A 13,433-nucleotide genomic window follows, 5' to 3' on the forward strand; every position below is an offset into this window, starting at 1 on the left:
TTAGCGTTCGGGACGCGGCCTTTCGCGTCTTTGAGGACGCCGACCATGAACTTCAATCCCGCGACCGGCACGGCCAACCCGCCCGCCGCCGCTCCCTTTGAGCCGACTACCGGCAAGCGCCGCAGCCGCCCCACTTCCATTATCATCCGCCCGCGCGATCTCATGTCGCTGCTCAGCGTGTCGCGACACGGCCTGGCGCGTATGGTGGCGGACGAAGGCTTGCCCGCTCCCATCCAGCTAGGGCCACGCAGCTTGGGCTTCGTCAAGGCGGAGGTCGATGCGTGGCTTACCGCCCGCATGGCCGCTCGCGACGCCGCCTGAGCGCCGGACCGTGGACGACGATGCTGAAGAAGCGCCGTCCGGGCCGATAGTGCGGCTCAAGGAAGATGATGACGGGCTGGTGGTGCTGATTGAGCCCTCGCTGGCAAGCGGCCACCAGTATCCGCAACACTTCGCCCGCCGTGATCGCGACTTTGCTTGGCAGTATGCCAAGATGCTTTGGGCCGATCATCGGCTTGGTTTCAGGGATGAGACTGAGGGCAACGGCGGGCGCTGCGGCCCATACAACCGAACAACAGAACACTAGCCAACGACTATTTTCGTTAGCCTGATTCCGTTTGGAATAGGCGCACGAGAAAAGTGTCTCCGCGAAAGGAGATCATTATGCCCGACCCAAAGATCACGAAGAAGAAGTTTCCAATCATTTTGCAGCACGCCGGTTTCGATTGGGATCGCAAGCAGCAGGCTGACGACGCGGCAAGTGGCGCGCGCGGCTTCATACCGCCCGCTTACGAGCACTGGACGCTGGACGGCGGGGCTGTCGCCCTGTTCTTCCTCGAACAGCGCAAGGCAGGTCAAACCGTCAAGGTGGCCGGAGCCGCCGCTACGCGGCTGGGGCGCGGAATGCTCGATCACCCGACTGCCGACCAGCTCACCGCGCTGACGTTGGAGAACGGCTCCACGTCCATTCACCCGACCGCCTCGCTGGCCCTCGCCAGCGGCTATGTTGGCGGCGGCTATGTTGCCACCGCGACCATGATCGACGTGCGGAACCTCCGCGCCCGTATCCAGCGCGCCATCGACGCGGATGCCGCGATCATCGGTGACGACGATGCTGAGTGAGGCAGACAGCAAAGCGTCCGCCGGAGGGGAACCGGCGGGCGCAACGTCTGGGGAGACGCAGAGCGGATTTTCTCTCTCCAAACGTCAAAAGCAACAGAATCGGGGTTCATTCTCCGAAGGTGATCCCGAGCGCCCGCCGTGGACCGCTACCACAAGGGTGGTCGCGGAATATGACTACGTCCGCGCTGACGGCACATATGCCTGCACGATCTTCAAGGGGCAGCCCAAAGCGTTCCTAAAAGGGCGTCGCTTCACCGGCGGCCACGGCGCGCTCGATTTGGCGCGGCGCGACGACCCCCACGCCTTCTACAACTTCCCCGGCCTAGAGGCGGTGATGAAGGGCGCGGGCGACAATGCCGACGTGCCCTACCGTCTGCCCGAACTGATCGCGGACCTAAGCGCGCGCCCAGACGACATCGTCCATATTTGCGAGGGCGAGAAGGATACGGACACCGTCCGCGAACAGGGCCAGATCGCTACTACCAACCCCAACGGCGCCAAGGGGTGGCGCTCCGAATACAACCGGTGGTTGCGCGGTCGCCGTGTCGCCATTCTGACCGACAACGACGACAACGGGCGGGAGCGCGGGCGGACCATCCGAGCCGCCTTGCGCGGCTTCGCCGCCTCCGTCGTGTTGGTCGAGTTGCCCGGCTTGCCCGTCCACGGCGACGTGACCGACTGGCTGGAGGCTGGGCGCACCGCTGCCGACCTCATGGCCGAAGTGGAGCGGCAAATGGCGGCGGCTGGCGCGGGCGAGAACGCGGACGATCTGCCGCCTTCCGAACACGCCGTAGCGGTCGAGTTCACGCGGCGGTATGGCGGCGAACTCCTCTTCGATCATGATAGCGGCTCCTGGTATCTGTGGGACGACTCCCGCTGGCGACCGGAGCGGACGGGGCTGGCATTCGAGCAATGTCGTCGCATCGCCGCCGCAGGGGAAGGCGGGCGCGCGATGCAGAAGGCGTCCGTCGCGGCGGGCGCGGAGCGGTTTGCCCGTTCGGATAGGGCGCACGCGGTGGAGTCAGCATGTTGGGACAGCGACCCCATGCTGGCCGCGACACCCGGCGGGCCGACAATCGACCTGCGAACCGGCACGACACGAGCGCCGAACCCGGCGGACCGCATCACCAAGGTTCTAGGTTTTGTGCCGGAGCCGGAAGAGCCGGAGCTATGGTTGCGCTGCCTGCGTGAGTGGACAGGCGGCGACGAAGAATTGGTGCAGTTCCTACAACAGTTCCTCGGCTATAGCCTGACCGGCCTGACAGTCGAACACGCGCTGCTGTTCCTGTTCGGATCGGGCGGCAACGGTAAATCGGTGTTCTTAAACATCGTGCTCGCAGTCATGGGCGAATACTCGATGACGGCAGGCATGGAGACGTTCACCGCCTCCAAGAGCGAACGCCATACGACTGAACTAGCGCGACTGCGCGGCGCGCGTGTCGTGACCGGCAGTGAGGTCGAAGAAGGCAAGGAGTTCAATTCAGCTCGCATCAAGCAAGCGACGGGCGGCGACCCTATTACCGCGCGCTTCATGCGCCAGAACGACTTCACCTACATACCGCAATTCAAATTGCTGTTCACGGCCAACGATCAACCGCGTCTGCATCAAGTTGACGACGCCATGAAGCGCCGGATCAACATGATTCCCTTCCTGCACAAGCCGCCGAACCCTGATCCGTTTCTCGAGCAGAAGCTGAGGGCTGAGGGAGGTCGCATCCTTAGCTGGATGATCGCGGGCTGCCTCGACTGGCAGCGGCGGCGCGCTGAGGCGGGCGGGAGCGGCTTGCATCGGCCCGACGCGGTGAAAGCTGCCACCGCCGATTACTTCGAAGGGCAGGACGTGTTCGGTCAGTGGATCGAAGAGCGGTGCGCACTAGGCCCGAATAGGCAGGCGCAATCGGCCGACCTCTACCGCAGTTGGGTGCTGTTCGCCCAGCGGGTGGGGGAGGAGCCGGGGACGCAAACCGCTTTCGGCCTGAGGCTCGGCAAAAAGTTTTCGAAGGGTAAGCCGGGCGGGAAGCGCGGGTTTCTCGGCATCGCGCTGGGCACCTCAGATAACGAGGAGGCGATGTGACCATTCTCTCGAAGAGCGTCACGCGGCCTGAACCCGTCCAACCCGTTCCGATTAGGACGGGTTCGCGGACGGGTTTACTGACGGAAAGTCCAGTAAGTTCAATGACCTATTCGCGCCGGACGGGTTCGGGCGGGTTTTCCGGTTCCGCTCTTCGCGCGCGCCTACGCGCCTACCCGCCCCTACACGGAAACGGGAAACCCGGCCCAACCCGTCCAACCCGTCCCGCTTCTTACGAAATCAGCGACTTACCCCTTAAAACCCATCCTGTTCCTGGAGGAGCCTTGTGACCGACCCTCATACCCCGGCGGACCTAGCCGACTTCGAAGCATACATCGCACAAGCGACCGCAGGCCGCAGCGGCGATGAGCGCGCTAAGTTGAACCGTTACCTGCGGGTGAACCCCGGCTCGACAGTCCGCGACTGGTCGCACGGCTATCCGCGTCAGCTATGCGATGATGAGGTGGACCTCGACGCTCCCGCGTCGAGCCGCGCCCGCCTCGCCTATGTCCGCGACACGGCCACGCGCGCTCTGGCTCATACCCTGCCACTCGATATCAGACGGGAGGCGGCACGCGACGAGGCGCTGGTCTGCAACCCACTCGCCCGGCGCTATCGCCGCCGCGTCGCCGGAGACGTGGCTACGGCCCAACCCAGCCCCGATCAGGGTCAACCTACAGCCGACCTCGCCAACGCCACTCCCGCACCACGAGCGCCCACAGGCGGCAGTGCCGAGGGGGAGGGGGGCACGAAAAGTCTAGCGTCCTCCACCTCGCAGACCGGCGCGGGCCAATGACGCAAATGCAAATACCAAAATCGCGACCTGAACGCCTCGCGCGCGCGCGTGGGCAAGGAGATCAGCATGACACCCGATCATGAAGACGCCTCGCTCAGCGTCATCGAGTTCTGCCGTCACTTCAATCGACGTATGGCAGAGAAGCAGGCGGACCTAGGCGCGCGCATGGACGATATCGCTATTGCCGCCGCCTATAGCGCCGTGGACCTCGCCTCCTGCCACGCGGGTGACGCACACGCCGCTATCGCTTGGGTGCGCCGGGCGCTGGACGTTATGGAAGCGGGCCTCCCCCTCACGGCGGAGACGCTCCAATGACCGGACTCGCCAACCTTATCGCCGCGCCAGCCGACGTTCGCACAGCCGCGCTCGCGCTTCTGGACGACCTGAGTGCCCCGCTAGAGCCGCGCCGACTTGAGCGCGCTCTTCAAAATGGCGGGCTTACGCGGACTCAGGCTCGGCGGGCGATGCACGCCCTTCGATCCGTTCACGTTGTCGCGCTGGTGCCGAAGTGCTCCCCCGCGCCCTGATCGGTCCGGTCATGGCCGTGGCGCGCGGTCCGGCGCGACCGCCGCTGGAGGCGCGGCTAGTCCGGCAAGCGGTCGATGCCATCGCGCCACGGTCCGCGCCGCGCGAGCCGCTGGCGCGCGATCTAGCCCGCCGTGTGGCCGAAGAGCTTGCCGCGTTTCTTGTCGAGCCGGACGACCCGCTGCTGTCCGCGCTAGGTGAGGTGCATCGGAACGCGTTCCCTTCTCCTGTGATCGTGCTGGCGACCGACCCGGACGTGGACACGCTTTCCTTGTTCGTTGAGGCGCGGGTGGAAGCCCTACGTAATCGGAGCGGGCGCGGGCTGTCGTCGGGAGAGGACGCGGCCGAGCGTCGGACAATTATCGCGGAGGTAGAGGCACGGCTTGCCGGCCGGTATCTCCGGCACCTTCGCGCACCAGAGTGATAAATCTTTCAAAATGGAACATCGTCGTCATCAGTGATGTTCGGCCGCACTGGGGAGCCTTGTGTGTGCTTAAGAGCAGGCCGCTTATCCTCTATTCGCTGCTGAGGGGGTGGCCTTGTGACCTGCGGCTCTTTGACTTTCTCTGAGCCGATAAGTTGCGAAATTGCGCCCGCGTACTTTCGGGCGTTTAGGAGCATTTCGCCTGCGTCCGTGGTCGCTTGCAATGTAAGGGCGACCACGGCCATAACGACAGCGAGATTCACTCGCTTGCCGCCTGCAAGTTCAACCTCCAACTCCTTGATTCGATCAAGAAGCGCGCGCGATCGCTTAGCATCTAGATTGGCGTTGACGATTTCGGTTTTGAGTTGCTCAAGATAATGGTGTATCTTTCGGCGCACTGGCGCGGCAATATCAACCGACAAGTGAGTATCACGTCGCGCTTTTGTGACTCGAATACGAGTCAAGCTCGCTTGGACTGACCACTGAAATTTGTTATACTGATCAAAGTAGTCGTCATTAGGCGGAGTGAACGAAATACCAGGGATCGAGAACTGTTGCGCTAAAGCACCGACTTCATTCATGTAGTCACCGATCGTCATGTAGGTCAAATTGCCATGGCTGTCGGTTTCGGCATTGCTAACACGCTCATCAATCTTCGAGACGAGGTACGAGAAGGCTTCCTCATCGTTGTCAGGTAAATCCTCGAAGTCGCGATGCGTCAGGAACGGCATGCCCGGCTAAATCTCTCTTGAAAACTGCAGCCGCAATCTTGCTCCATGTGCGTTCCTCTGTCGAGATCGATACTGTGGCGTAATTGGCAGATACGTCACCGGAAAGCGCCGATAGCCCTCCCGACCAAGGAGGACTTCGAATGCACGCCATGACCATCCCCGCCGCGCTCGCCCGTACCGGCTCGCGCATTCTCGGAAACCAGCAGTCCCCGGAAGCTCTGTTCCGCGAACTTCGCGCCGCCGTCGATGCTCACATCAACCGTCATGGCGATCAGATGGGGAACCTCGAAGCCGCCGTGCAGGCTATCCAGTCGCAGGTGAACGGCGGCGCGGGCGGCTTCTCCTTTGGCCCTCCGTCGTGGGGCGAACAGGTGGCCAGTTCCGACGTGCTGGCGACGCTCCGCAACGCTGCAGGCAAGGCTAAGGCGCAGATCGACCTCAAGCCGACCGCCTCGATCACGAGCGTTCCCGGCAGCGGCGGCGGGTTCATCCAGCCCGACCGCGCGGACCCGGCGGCGATGCCGACCCGCCGTCTCACCATCCGAGCGCTGCTCGGGCGCGGCACGACCGGCTCGAACATGATCGAGTATCCGCGCCAGACCGTCCGCGCCAACAACGCCGCGACCGTGGCGGAACTCGCGCTAAAGCCGGAGAGTAACTTCGGCTGGGAACTCGCTCAAGCGAAGGTGCAGACCATCGCCCATTGGGTAGGTGCGTCGCGGCAGGTGCTGGACGACAGCGGCCAACTTCGCACCATGATCGACGGCGAACTGCGCTACGGTCTGGCGCTCAAGGAGGAGACGCAAATCCTCTTGGGCGATGGCGTCGGCACGAACCTGCTGGGTCTAATCCCGCAGGCGACAGCGTATGACGCCGCCGGGCAGGCAGCGGGCGCGTCCAAGTTTGACGTGCTGTTGCGCGCTATCGCTCAGGCGGAAGCGGCGGACCTCCCGGCGACGGGCGTGGTCGTCAACAACGCCGATTGGCTCACGATGCAGGGCATCAAGGACGCGCAGGGCCGCTACATCGGTTCCGGCCCAATGGGCACGGCGATGGCGACCGCGTGGGGGCTGGACGTTGCGCCGTCCGCGTCAATGCCGGTTGGCAAATTCCTTGTGGGGAACTTCGCAAATGCGGCCACGATTTACGACCGGCTCCAGCCGGTGGTCTTGCTCTCCACCGAGGACCGGGACAACTTCATCCGGAACGCCGTCACGATCTTGGCGGAGGAGCGGCTGGCGCTGGCGGTGCGCTTCCCGGCGGCGCTGATCTACGGCGATTACGCGGCGGCTGGCTGATGACGGACAAGGTTGAAGCCGTCGTTGTGACGGGAGAGCCGGTGCCGGAGAGCGCGTTCGACATGGCGCTCCTCGGCACCCCGTCGCTGGTCACCCTCAAGCACGATACGGAAGGCGATACGATGAAGGTTCGGATCATCCGCGCTTGCAACACTTGGCTCGAAGGCGACACGCCGGAGGTCAACGCCCACTACGGGCGCCAGCTCATCGCGAACGGGCTGGCGGAAGAAATCAGGGGCGGCAAGCCTGCGCCTCTTGGGAAATCCGCGAGCAACTAAAAATTCTCTCCAACCTATCTCTGTGACCGGGCCCAAGCGACGGCGCGGTTACTGGTGGCCCAGCCGCTTTCCTCGATCTGAAAGGGCGTGACCAAACTGCGCCAGATTGCTAGTAAGTAGCACGAGCTGGACTGTTGAAAATTTCGGGGGAGCCGGATTTGTCCCCGCCTCCTAGTCAGATTTGGCTCCCGCTTCCGAGACATAGATGTCCTACGAAGAACATCCCCCAGCAGTACATATCGGATGACACATAAGTAACCATATGGGGCCGAGACAAATTCGTCTCCCCAGGCCCTCTCGCAGCGGGTGATTCGCTAGCGTAGTTAGGTGGTATGAAAATCACCGCGAAAACTACATCGGGGAAGCCGAACGCCGCTGCGAAGTCGAGCGCCCCAACTGAGAAGCCCGCCAGCAAGGCGGCGCCGATCAAGCCGCCGGCTCCGATCGGCGCGCCAGCGAAGCCGGAGGGCGATGCTGTCGCCAAGCCCAAGCGGAAGGATCGGTGGCCGGAGTCGGTCATGAAGCTCGGCTATGCGCAGATGCCTTCGATCCTTTTCTGGGGGCAGAACAAGCTTGAGCTTAAGCCCGACGAGTTCAACGTGCTTCTGCAGCTGGTGAGCCACTGGTGGATCAAGGACCAAAATCCTTATCTCTCCAAGGAGACGATTGGACGGCGCATGGGCAAGAGCGCGCGCATGGTTCAACGCCATCTCACCACCCTCGAGAATAAGGGTCTGATCAAGCGCGTGGAGCGCTACAAAGTCCACCAAGGCCAGGACAGCAACGGCTACGAGCTCGAGGGGCTGGTGAAGAAGCTGAAGGAGATTGCGCCCGACTTCGAGAAGGCGACGGACCTGAACAAGCGCCGCCGAGCAAAGGCAGAGACAAAATGAGCACAGGTAGCCCTATGCGCGGCAGCGCCGCCACGTTGCTCCCGAAGTCTCACATGTTCTGGCTCCTCCGCGACCGCTGCACTCATCGGCGGCTTTTGCAAGGCTCGACCAGCGTTCCGGTCCCCGTCGATCGGCACTGGGTCGTGCTCGGCTCGGAATGCGAGGACTGGTGTATGGACAACCTTCGCGAGGGCGTTCTAGCCGAGTGGAAGGGCCTTGAGCTCATCTTCCACTTCGCTTCCGTGCATGACGCGCTCTTCTTCAAACTGGTTTGGTTCTAGGGCTTTGCCCACGAGCAGGAGATGAGTTGAGGCTGTCCGTTATTTTCTGGGTCGATATTCATGCTTCCGGGTGCGCGTTATATCCCACGCGATGCGCGGCCTGTGGCTTCGCGCTGCGGCCCTCTGACCGGGTAAAATCCGGGAACCACGGCCAGCTGTCCGCGAAAGACTCAGGCAATTCGTGAGTTTACGCGCTAAGCAGGCGGACTCCCTCTCCGCCACTTGCTCGCCGTGGAGGTGGTTGTCGGCGCCGGCCAGCCAAGGCTAAGCGCGGCCCGATGCTTCGCCTGACCAATTTGACGCTGCCGCTGCACCATGCGGAGGAGGCGCTGTCGGCCGCGATCTGCAAGCGGTTGAGGGTGGGCCCGCGCGACATAGTCCGGCTCAGCATCGTGCGGCGCGGCGCGGATGCGCGCGACAAGCTCGATATCCGGCTGGTCTATGCGGTCGACGTGACGCTGCGCAACGAGGCGCCGGTGCTCGCCCGCCACCGCAAGGATCGCGACGTTCAGCCCACGCCCGACACCGGCTATCGCCCGGTCGCGAAAGCGCCGGCGGGCGCGCCGCGACCAGTGGTGATCGGGGCGGGGCCGTGCGGTCTGTTCGCGGGCCTGATCCTGGCGCAAATGGGCTTCCGACCGATTATCCTCGATCGCGGCAAGGTCGTGCGGGAGCGGACCAAGGACACCTGGGGCCTGTGGCGCAAAAGCGTGCTCAACCCGGAATCGAACGTCCAGTTCGGCGAGGGCGGCGCCGGCACCTTTTCCGACGGCAAGCTCTACAGCCGCATCAAGGAGCCGCGTCACCTCGACCGCAAGGTGCTGATCGAGTTCGTCAAGGCCGGGGCACCCCCGGAGATCCTGACCGAGGCGCACCCGCATATCGGCACCTTTCGGCTGGTGACGATGGTGGAGAGCATGCGCGCGACGATCGAGGCGCTCGGCGGCGAGTATCGCTTCGGGCAGCGCGTCGACGGCGTCGAGATCGAGACCGATGCCCAGGGCGAGCGCCGCGTGCGCGGCCTCCACCTTCATACCGGCGACTATCTGGAGGCCGAGCGGGTGGTGCTGGCGATCGGCCATAGCGCGCGCGACACCTTCGCGATGCTGCACGCGGCGGGCGTCCATGTCGAAGCCAAACCGTTCTCGATCGGTGTGCGGATCGAGCATCCGCAGTCATGGATCGACCAGGCGCGGTTCGGGGTCAACGCCGGCCACCCGGTGCTGGGTGCGGCGGAGTACCACATCTCGCACCACTGCTCGAACGGGCGGACGGTCTACAGCTTCTGCATGTGTCCGGGCGGCACGGTGGTGGCCGCTACCTCGGAGGAGGGGCGCGTCGCGACCAACGGCATGAGCCAGTATTCGCGCAACGAGCGCAACGCGAACTCCGGCTTCGTCGTCGCGATCGACCCTGTGCGAGACTATCCCGGCGACCCGCTCGCGGGACTGGCCTTGCAGCGTCATTGGGAGGAAAAAGCGTTCGTCGCGGGCGGTTCTGACTACAGGGCGCCGGCGCAGCGGCTGGGCGATTTCCTCGCCGGAAAGCCCTCCACCTCGCTCGGATCGGTCGTGCCGTCCTATCGGCCCGGCGTTAAGCCCACCGACCTGGCGGAGTGCCTGCCCGACTACGCGGTGGCGGCAATGCGCGAGGCGCTGCCCGTGTTCGGCCGGCAGATCCCCGGCTACGATCATCCCGATGTGGTGATGACCGGCGTGGAGACGCGCACGTCGTCGCCGGTGCGGTTCACGCGCGGTGCCGATTTCCAGAGCCTCAACACCGCCGGCCTGTTCCCGGCGGGAGAGGGGGCGGGCTATGCCGGCGGCATCCTGTCGGCGGCCGTCGACGGCATCAAGGTGGCGGAGGCGGTGGCGCTGAGCCTGTGCGTGCGGTGAAGGTCTTCTTCGACGGCGGTTGCCGAGGCGGCGCGATGGAGGTGGCGGTCGTGACGGGCGGCGCTACCAGGATCGTCACTGACCTGGGCAGGGGCACCAGCACGGAGGCCGAGTGGCTGGCGCTGATCCATGCGCTGAGGGTGGCCCGATCGCTCGACTTCACGGAGGCCGTGCTGCTCGGCGACTCGGCGGACGTGGTCGCGAAGGCGAACGGCAAGGTGCCGTGCCGGGGCACCTGCGCGACTCATCTGCAAAGCTTCCGGTCGCTGTTGGACGGGATTGCCGCTCCGCGTGTCCGCTACATCAAGCGTTCGCAGAACCTCGCCGGGATCGCGCTGGCCGGGCGGCATCGGCTATGACGCTGATCCTGTTCAACAAGCCCTATGGCGTGCTCTGCCAGTTCACCGACGGCGGCACCGCCCGGCCGACGCTATCCGATTACGTCCGGACTCCGGGTGTGTATCCGGCGGGCCGGCTGGACCTCGACAGCGAGGGGCTGTTGCTGCTGACCGACGACGGCCGGCTGCAGGCGCGGATCGCCGATCCCCGCCACAAGCTGCCCAAGACCTATCTCGTCCAGGTCGAGGGCGAGGTGGCGGAGCCCGCGCTGGCGCAACTTCGCCGGGGTATGCGGCTGAAGGACGGGATGACCCTTCCCGCCAATGCCGAGCGCATCGACCCGCCGTCGCTGTGGCCCCGCGATCCGCCCATCCGGGTGCGGCTGAGCGTGCCCGACTGCTGGTTGCGGATCACCATCCGCGAGGGCCGCAACCGTCAGGTGCGGCGGATGACGGCGGCGGTCGGTCACCCGACGTTGCGGCTGGTGCGGTGGAGCATCGGCGACTGGAGCGTCGCCGGCGTTCCACCTGGCGAGTTCAGGAGCGGCTGACCACGGGCGTCAGGCCACGGGTGGTAGCCGCTCCAGATGCTTTTCGAGGGTCAGCGGATAGTCGCGAAGCCTGACGCCCGTCGCGTTGTACATCGCGTTGGCCACCGCCGCGCCGACGCCGCACAGGCCGAGCTCGCCGACGCCCTTGGCCTTCATCGGGCCGGTCGCCGCGTCCTCGCCGGGGAGGAAGATCACCTCCTGATGCGGGATGTCGGCGTGGACCGGCACCTCGTAGCCGGCGAGGTCGTGATTGACGAAGAAGCCGAAGCGGGTGTCGACCGCCAGCTCCTCCATCAGCGTCGCGCCGACCCCCATCGTCATGCCGCCGATCACCTGGCTGCGCGCGGTCTTGGGATTGAGGATGCGGCCGGCGTCGCACACCGCCAGCATGCGGCGGACGCGGGTGACGCCTGTATAGGTATCGACGCCGACCTCGCAGAAATGCGCGGCGAAGGTTGATTGCTGGTACTTCTTGCCGTCGGCGCCGAAGTCGGCCTTGCCCTCCGCCACCAGCTCGCCGCCCCGCGCCGCATCCGCCAGCGCCACCCGGCGGGTGCCGACCCCGACCCGCCCGTCAGCGAAGACGGCGGCGGCGGGATCGAGGCCGAGCCGCTTGGCCGCCTCCTCGCGCAGCTTAACGCAGGCCGCATAGACGCCGGCGGCCGAGCTGTTCGCCCCCCACTGACCCCCCGATCCCGCGCCGGCGGGATTGGCGGAGTCGCCGAGCCGGACCACGACCTTGTCGAGGCCGACGCCCATCATCTCCGCCGCGGTCTGGGCGAGGATGGTGTAGCTGCCGGTGCCAATGTCGGTCATGTCGGTCTCGACCGTCACGACGCCGCTCGCGTCGAGCCTGACCCGCGCCGCCGACGCCATGTTGATGTTGTTGCGGAAACCAACCGCCATACCCATGCCGACCAGCCAGCGGCCATCGCGCACCTGGGCGGGCCGGGCACCGCGCCGCGACCAGCCGAACCGATCGGCGCCGGTGCGCAGGCACTCGACCAGCCGGCGCTGGGAAAAGGCCTTGGCCGGCTTCTCCGGATCGACCTGCGTGTCGTTGATGATGCGGAACTCGACCGGGTCCATGCCCAGCTTCTCCGCCAGTTCGTCCATCGCGACCTCGAGTGCCATCATGCCGGGCGCCTCGCCGGGCGCGCGCATGGCGTTGCCCTCGGGCAGGTCCAGCTTCGCCAGCCGCAGCGAGAACATGCGGTTGGGCGCCTGGTAGAGCAGCCGCGTCTGCGCGGTCGCGGTCTCGGGATCGCCTTCGGGCAAATTGCCGCTGGTGCTCTCGTGCGCGATCGCGGTGAGCTTGCCGTCAGGCGTCGCGGCGAGCCGGACGCGCTGGATCGTCGCTGGCCGGTGCGTGGTGTTGTTGGCGATCACCGGGCGTGGCAGGGCAACCTTGACCGCCCGTTTCGCCGCGCGGGCGCCGTGCGCCGCCAGCACCGCGTCCGCGCGCAGGAACAGCTTGGAGCCGAAACCACCCCCGATGAACGGCGAGTCGACCCGCACGTCCGCCGGCTTCAGCCCGAACACCTTGGCGAGATCGCCTTTGGTCCAGGCGATCATCTGGTTCGACGTCCAGATCGTCAGCTTGCCGTCCTGCCAGGCCGCCGTCGTCGCGTGCGGCTCCATCATCGCGTGCGACTCGTCGGGGGTGGTGTAGATCTCGTCGAGCTTGACCGGCGCGGCGGCGAAGGCGTCCTCGAACTTGCCCACCCGCGTGACCGGCGGCGCGCCGCTGCCTTCGTTGCTGCTGCCACCGGTCAGCGGCGCGTTCTTGGCCTCAACGGCGAGATCGTGCTTGCCGGCCTCCCGCGCATAATCGACGCGGACGAGCGAAGCGGCGGCGCGCGCCTGCTCGAACGTCTCGGCGACCACCACCGCGATCGCCTGATGGTAATGCTCCACTACCGGCCCGCCGAACAGCGAGGCGGTGTTGAAATTGCCCTTCATGCGCGGTACGTCGAGCGTCGTCACCACCGCGAGCACACCCGGCGCGCCCTTGGCCTGCGTGGTGTCGATGCCGGCGATCCGCCCCTTGGCGATCGCGCTGACGACGGGGTAGCCATAGGCGGAGTCAGGGGCGACCTCGTGGCGCTCATAGGCATAGGGCGCGCGGCCGGTAACCTTGAGCGGGCCGTCAACCCGGTCGACGGCGCGGCCGATCACCTTGCCTTGATCGATGGGGTTGCGCCCGGTGCTTGCGTCGAATTGCATGGGC

The 13,433-nt window shown here is 65.5% G+C and carries 15 protein-coding genes; 13 read left to right on the forward strand and 2 right to left on the reverse strand.

Features of this window, described 5'->3' with window-relative positions; translation table 11 throughout:
- Nucleotides 1–45: 45 nt before the first annotated feature.
- From VFQ64_RS11815 to VFQ64_RS11845, 7 genes are all read left to right on the forward strand, one after another.
- Nucleotides 46–321, forward strand: a complete 276-nt coding sequence (locus VFQ64_RS11815; protein ID WP_325103524.1) for a helix-turn-helix transcriptional regulator — start codon at nucleotides 46–48, stop codon at nucleotides 319–321.
- Nucleotides 322–331: 10 nt separating this feature from the next.
- Nucleotides 332–586, forward strand: coding sequence for a hypothetical protein (locus VFQ64_RS11820; protein ID WP_325103525.1), 255 nt, complete (start codon nucleotides 332–334; stop codon nucleotides 584–586).
- Nucleotides 587–663: 77 nt separating this feature from the next.
- Complete coding sequence (locus VFQ64_RS11825) at nucleotides 664–1,122, forward strand: hypothetical protein (protein WP_325103526.1); 459 nt, start codon at nucleotides 664–666, stop codon at nucleotides 1,120–1,122.
- Nucleotides 1,112–3,196 (forward strand): phage/plasmid primase, P4 family, encoded by a 2,085-nt coding sequence (locus VFQ64_RS11830; RefSeq protein WP_325103611.1) that lies wholly within the window; start codon nucleotides 1,112–1,114, stop codon nucleotides 3,194–3,196. Before VFQ64_RS11825 ends, VFQ64_RS11830 begins: the two co-directional genes overlap by 11 nt.
- A gap of 376 nt (nucleotides 3,197–3,572) precedes the next feature.
- Nucleotides 3,573–3,989 (forward strand): hypothetical protein, encoded by a 417-nt coding sequence (locus VFQ64_RS11835; RefSeq protein WP_325103527.1) that lies wholly within the window; start codon nucleotides 3,573–3,575, stop codon nucleotides 3,987–3,989.
- A gap of 66 nt (nucleotides 3,990–4,055) precedes the next feature.
- Nucleotides 4,056–4,304, forward strand: a complete 249-nt coding sequence (locus tag VFQ64_RS11840; RefSeq protein ID WP_325103528.1) for a hypothetical protein — start codon at nucleotides 4,056–4,058, stop codon at nucleotides 4,302–4,304.
- A 193-nt stretch (nucleotides 4,305–4,497) separates the two neighbouring features.
- Nucleotides 4,498–4,938, forward strand: coding sequence for a hypothetical protein (locus VFQ64_RS11845; RefSeq protein ID WP_325103529.1), 441 nt, complete (start codon nucleotides 4,498–4,500; stop codon nucleotides 4,936–4,938).
- Nucleotides 4,939–4,946: 8 nt separating this feature from the next.
- Here VFQ64_RS11845 and VFQ64_RS11850 read toward each other — a convergent pair whose 3' ends face one another.
- Nucleotides 4,947–5,669 (reverse strand): hypothetical protein, encoded by a 723-nt coding sequence (locus VFQ64_RS11850; RefSeq protein WP_325103530.1) that lies wholly within the window; start codon nucleotides 5,667–5,669, stop codon nucleotides 4,947–4,949.
- 140 nt (nucleotides 5,670–5,809) lie between these two features.
- Between VFQ64_RS11850 and VFQ64_RS11855 the strand changes: the two genes are divergently transcribed.
- The 6 genes from VFQ64_RS11855 (at nucleotide 5,810) to VFQ64_RS11880 (ending at nucleotide 11,203) form a co-directional block, all read left to right on the forward strand.
- Nucleotides 5,810–6,967, forward strand: coding sequence for a phage major capsid protein (locus VFQ64_RS11855; protein WP_325103531.1), 1,158 nt, complete (start codon nucleotides 5,810–5,812; stop codon nucleotides 6,965–6,967).
- Entirely contained in the window at nucleotides 6,967–7,245 is a 279-nt protein-coding gene (locus VFQ64_RS11860; protein ID WP_325103532.1) for a hypothetical protein, read from the forward strand. Before VFQ64_RS11855 ends, VFQ64_RS11860 begins: the two co-directional genes overlap by 1 nt.
- 332 nt (nucleotides 7,246–7,577) lie before the next feature.
- The gene (locus VFQ64_RS11865; RefSeq protein WP_325103533.1) at nucleotides 7,578–8,138 is read left to right on the forward strand and encodes a helix-turn-helix domain-containing protein; all 561 of its coding nucleotides are present in this window, start codon (nucleotides 7,578–7,580) and stop codon (nucleotides 8,136–8,138) included.
- Between the two features lie 559 nt (nucleotides 8,139–8,697).
- Nucleotides 8,698–10,314: an NAD(P)/FAD-dependent oxidoreductase gene (locus VFQ64_RS11870; protein ID WP_325103534.1), complete on the forward strand. Its 1,617-nt coding sequence runs from the start codon at nucleotides 8,698–8,700 to the stop codon at nucleotides 10,312–10,314.
- Between the two features lie 35 nt (nucleotides 10,315–10,349).
- The gene (locus VFQ64_RS11875) at nucleotides 10,350–10,673 is read left to right on the forward strand and encodes a ribonuclease H family protein (RefSeq protein ID WP_325103535.1); all 324 of its coding nucleotides are present in this window, start codon (nucleotides 10,350–10,352) and stop codon (nucleotides 10,671–10,673) included.
- Nucleotides 10,670–11,203 (forward strand): pseudouridine synthase, encoded by a 534-nt coding sequence (locus VFQ64_RS11880; RefSeq protein ID WP_325103536.1) that lies wholly within the window; start codon nucleotides 10,670–10,672, stop codon nucleotides 11,201–11,203. The genes VFQ64_RS11875 and VFQ64_RS11880 overlap by 4 nt, the downstream gene beginning before the upstream one ends.
- 9 nt (nucleotides 11,204–11,212) lie before the next feature.
- On the opposite strand, the gene paoC is transcribed toward VFQ64_RS11880, so the two are convergent.
- Nucleotides 11,213–13,429: an aldehyde oxidoreductase molybdenum-binding subunit PaoC gene (paoC, locus tag VFQ64_RS11885; RefSeq protein WP_325103537.1), complete on the reverse strand. Its 2,217-nt coding sequence runs from the start codon at nucleotides 13,427–13,429 to the stop codon at nucleotides 11,213–11,215.
- Nucleotides 13,430–13,433 lie beyond the last annotated feature (4 nt).

It is taken from the genome of Sphingomonas sp. (genome assembly GCF_035714405.1).
In the GTDB taxonomy this organism is placed as follows: domain Bacteria; phylum Pseudomonadota; class Alphaproteobacteria; order Sphingomonadales; family Sphingomonadaceae; genus Sphingomonas.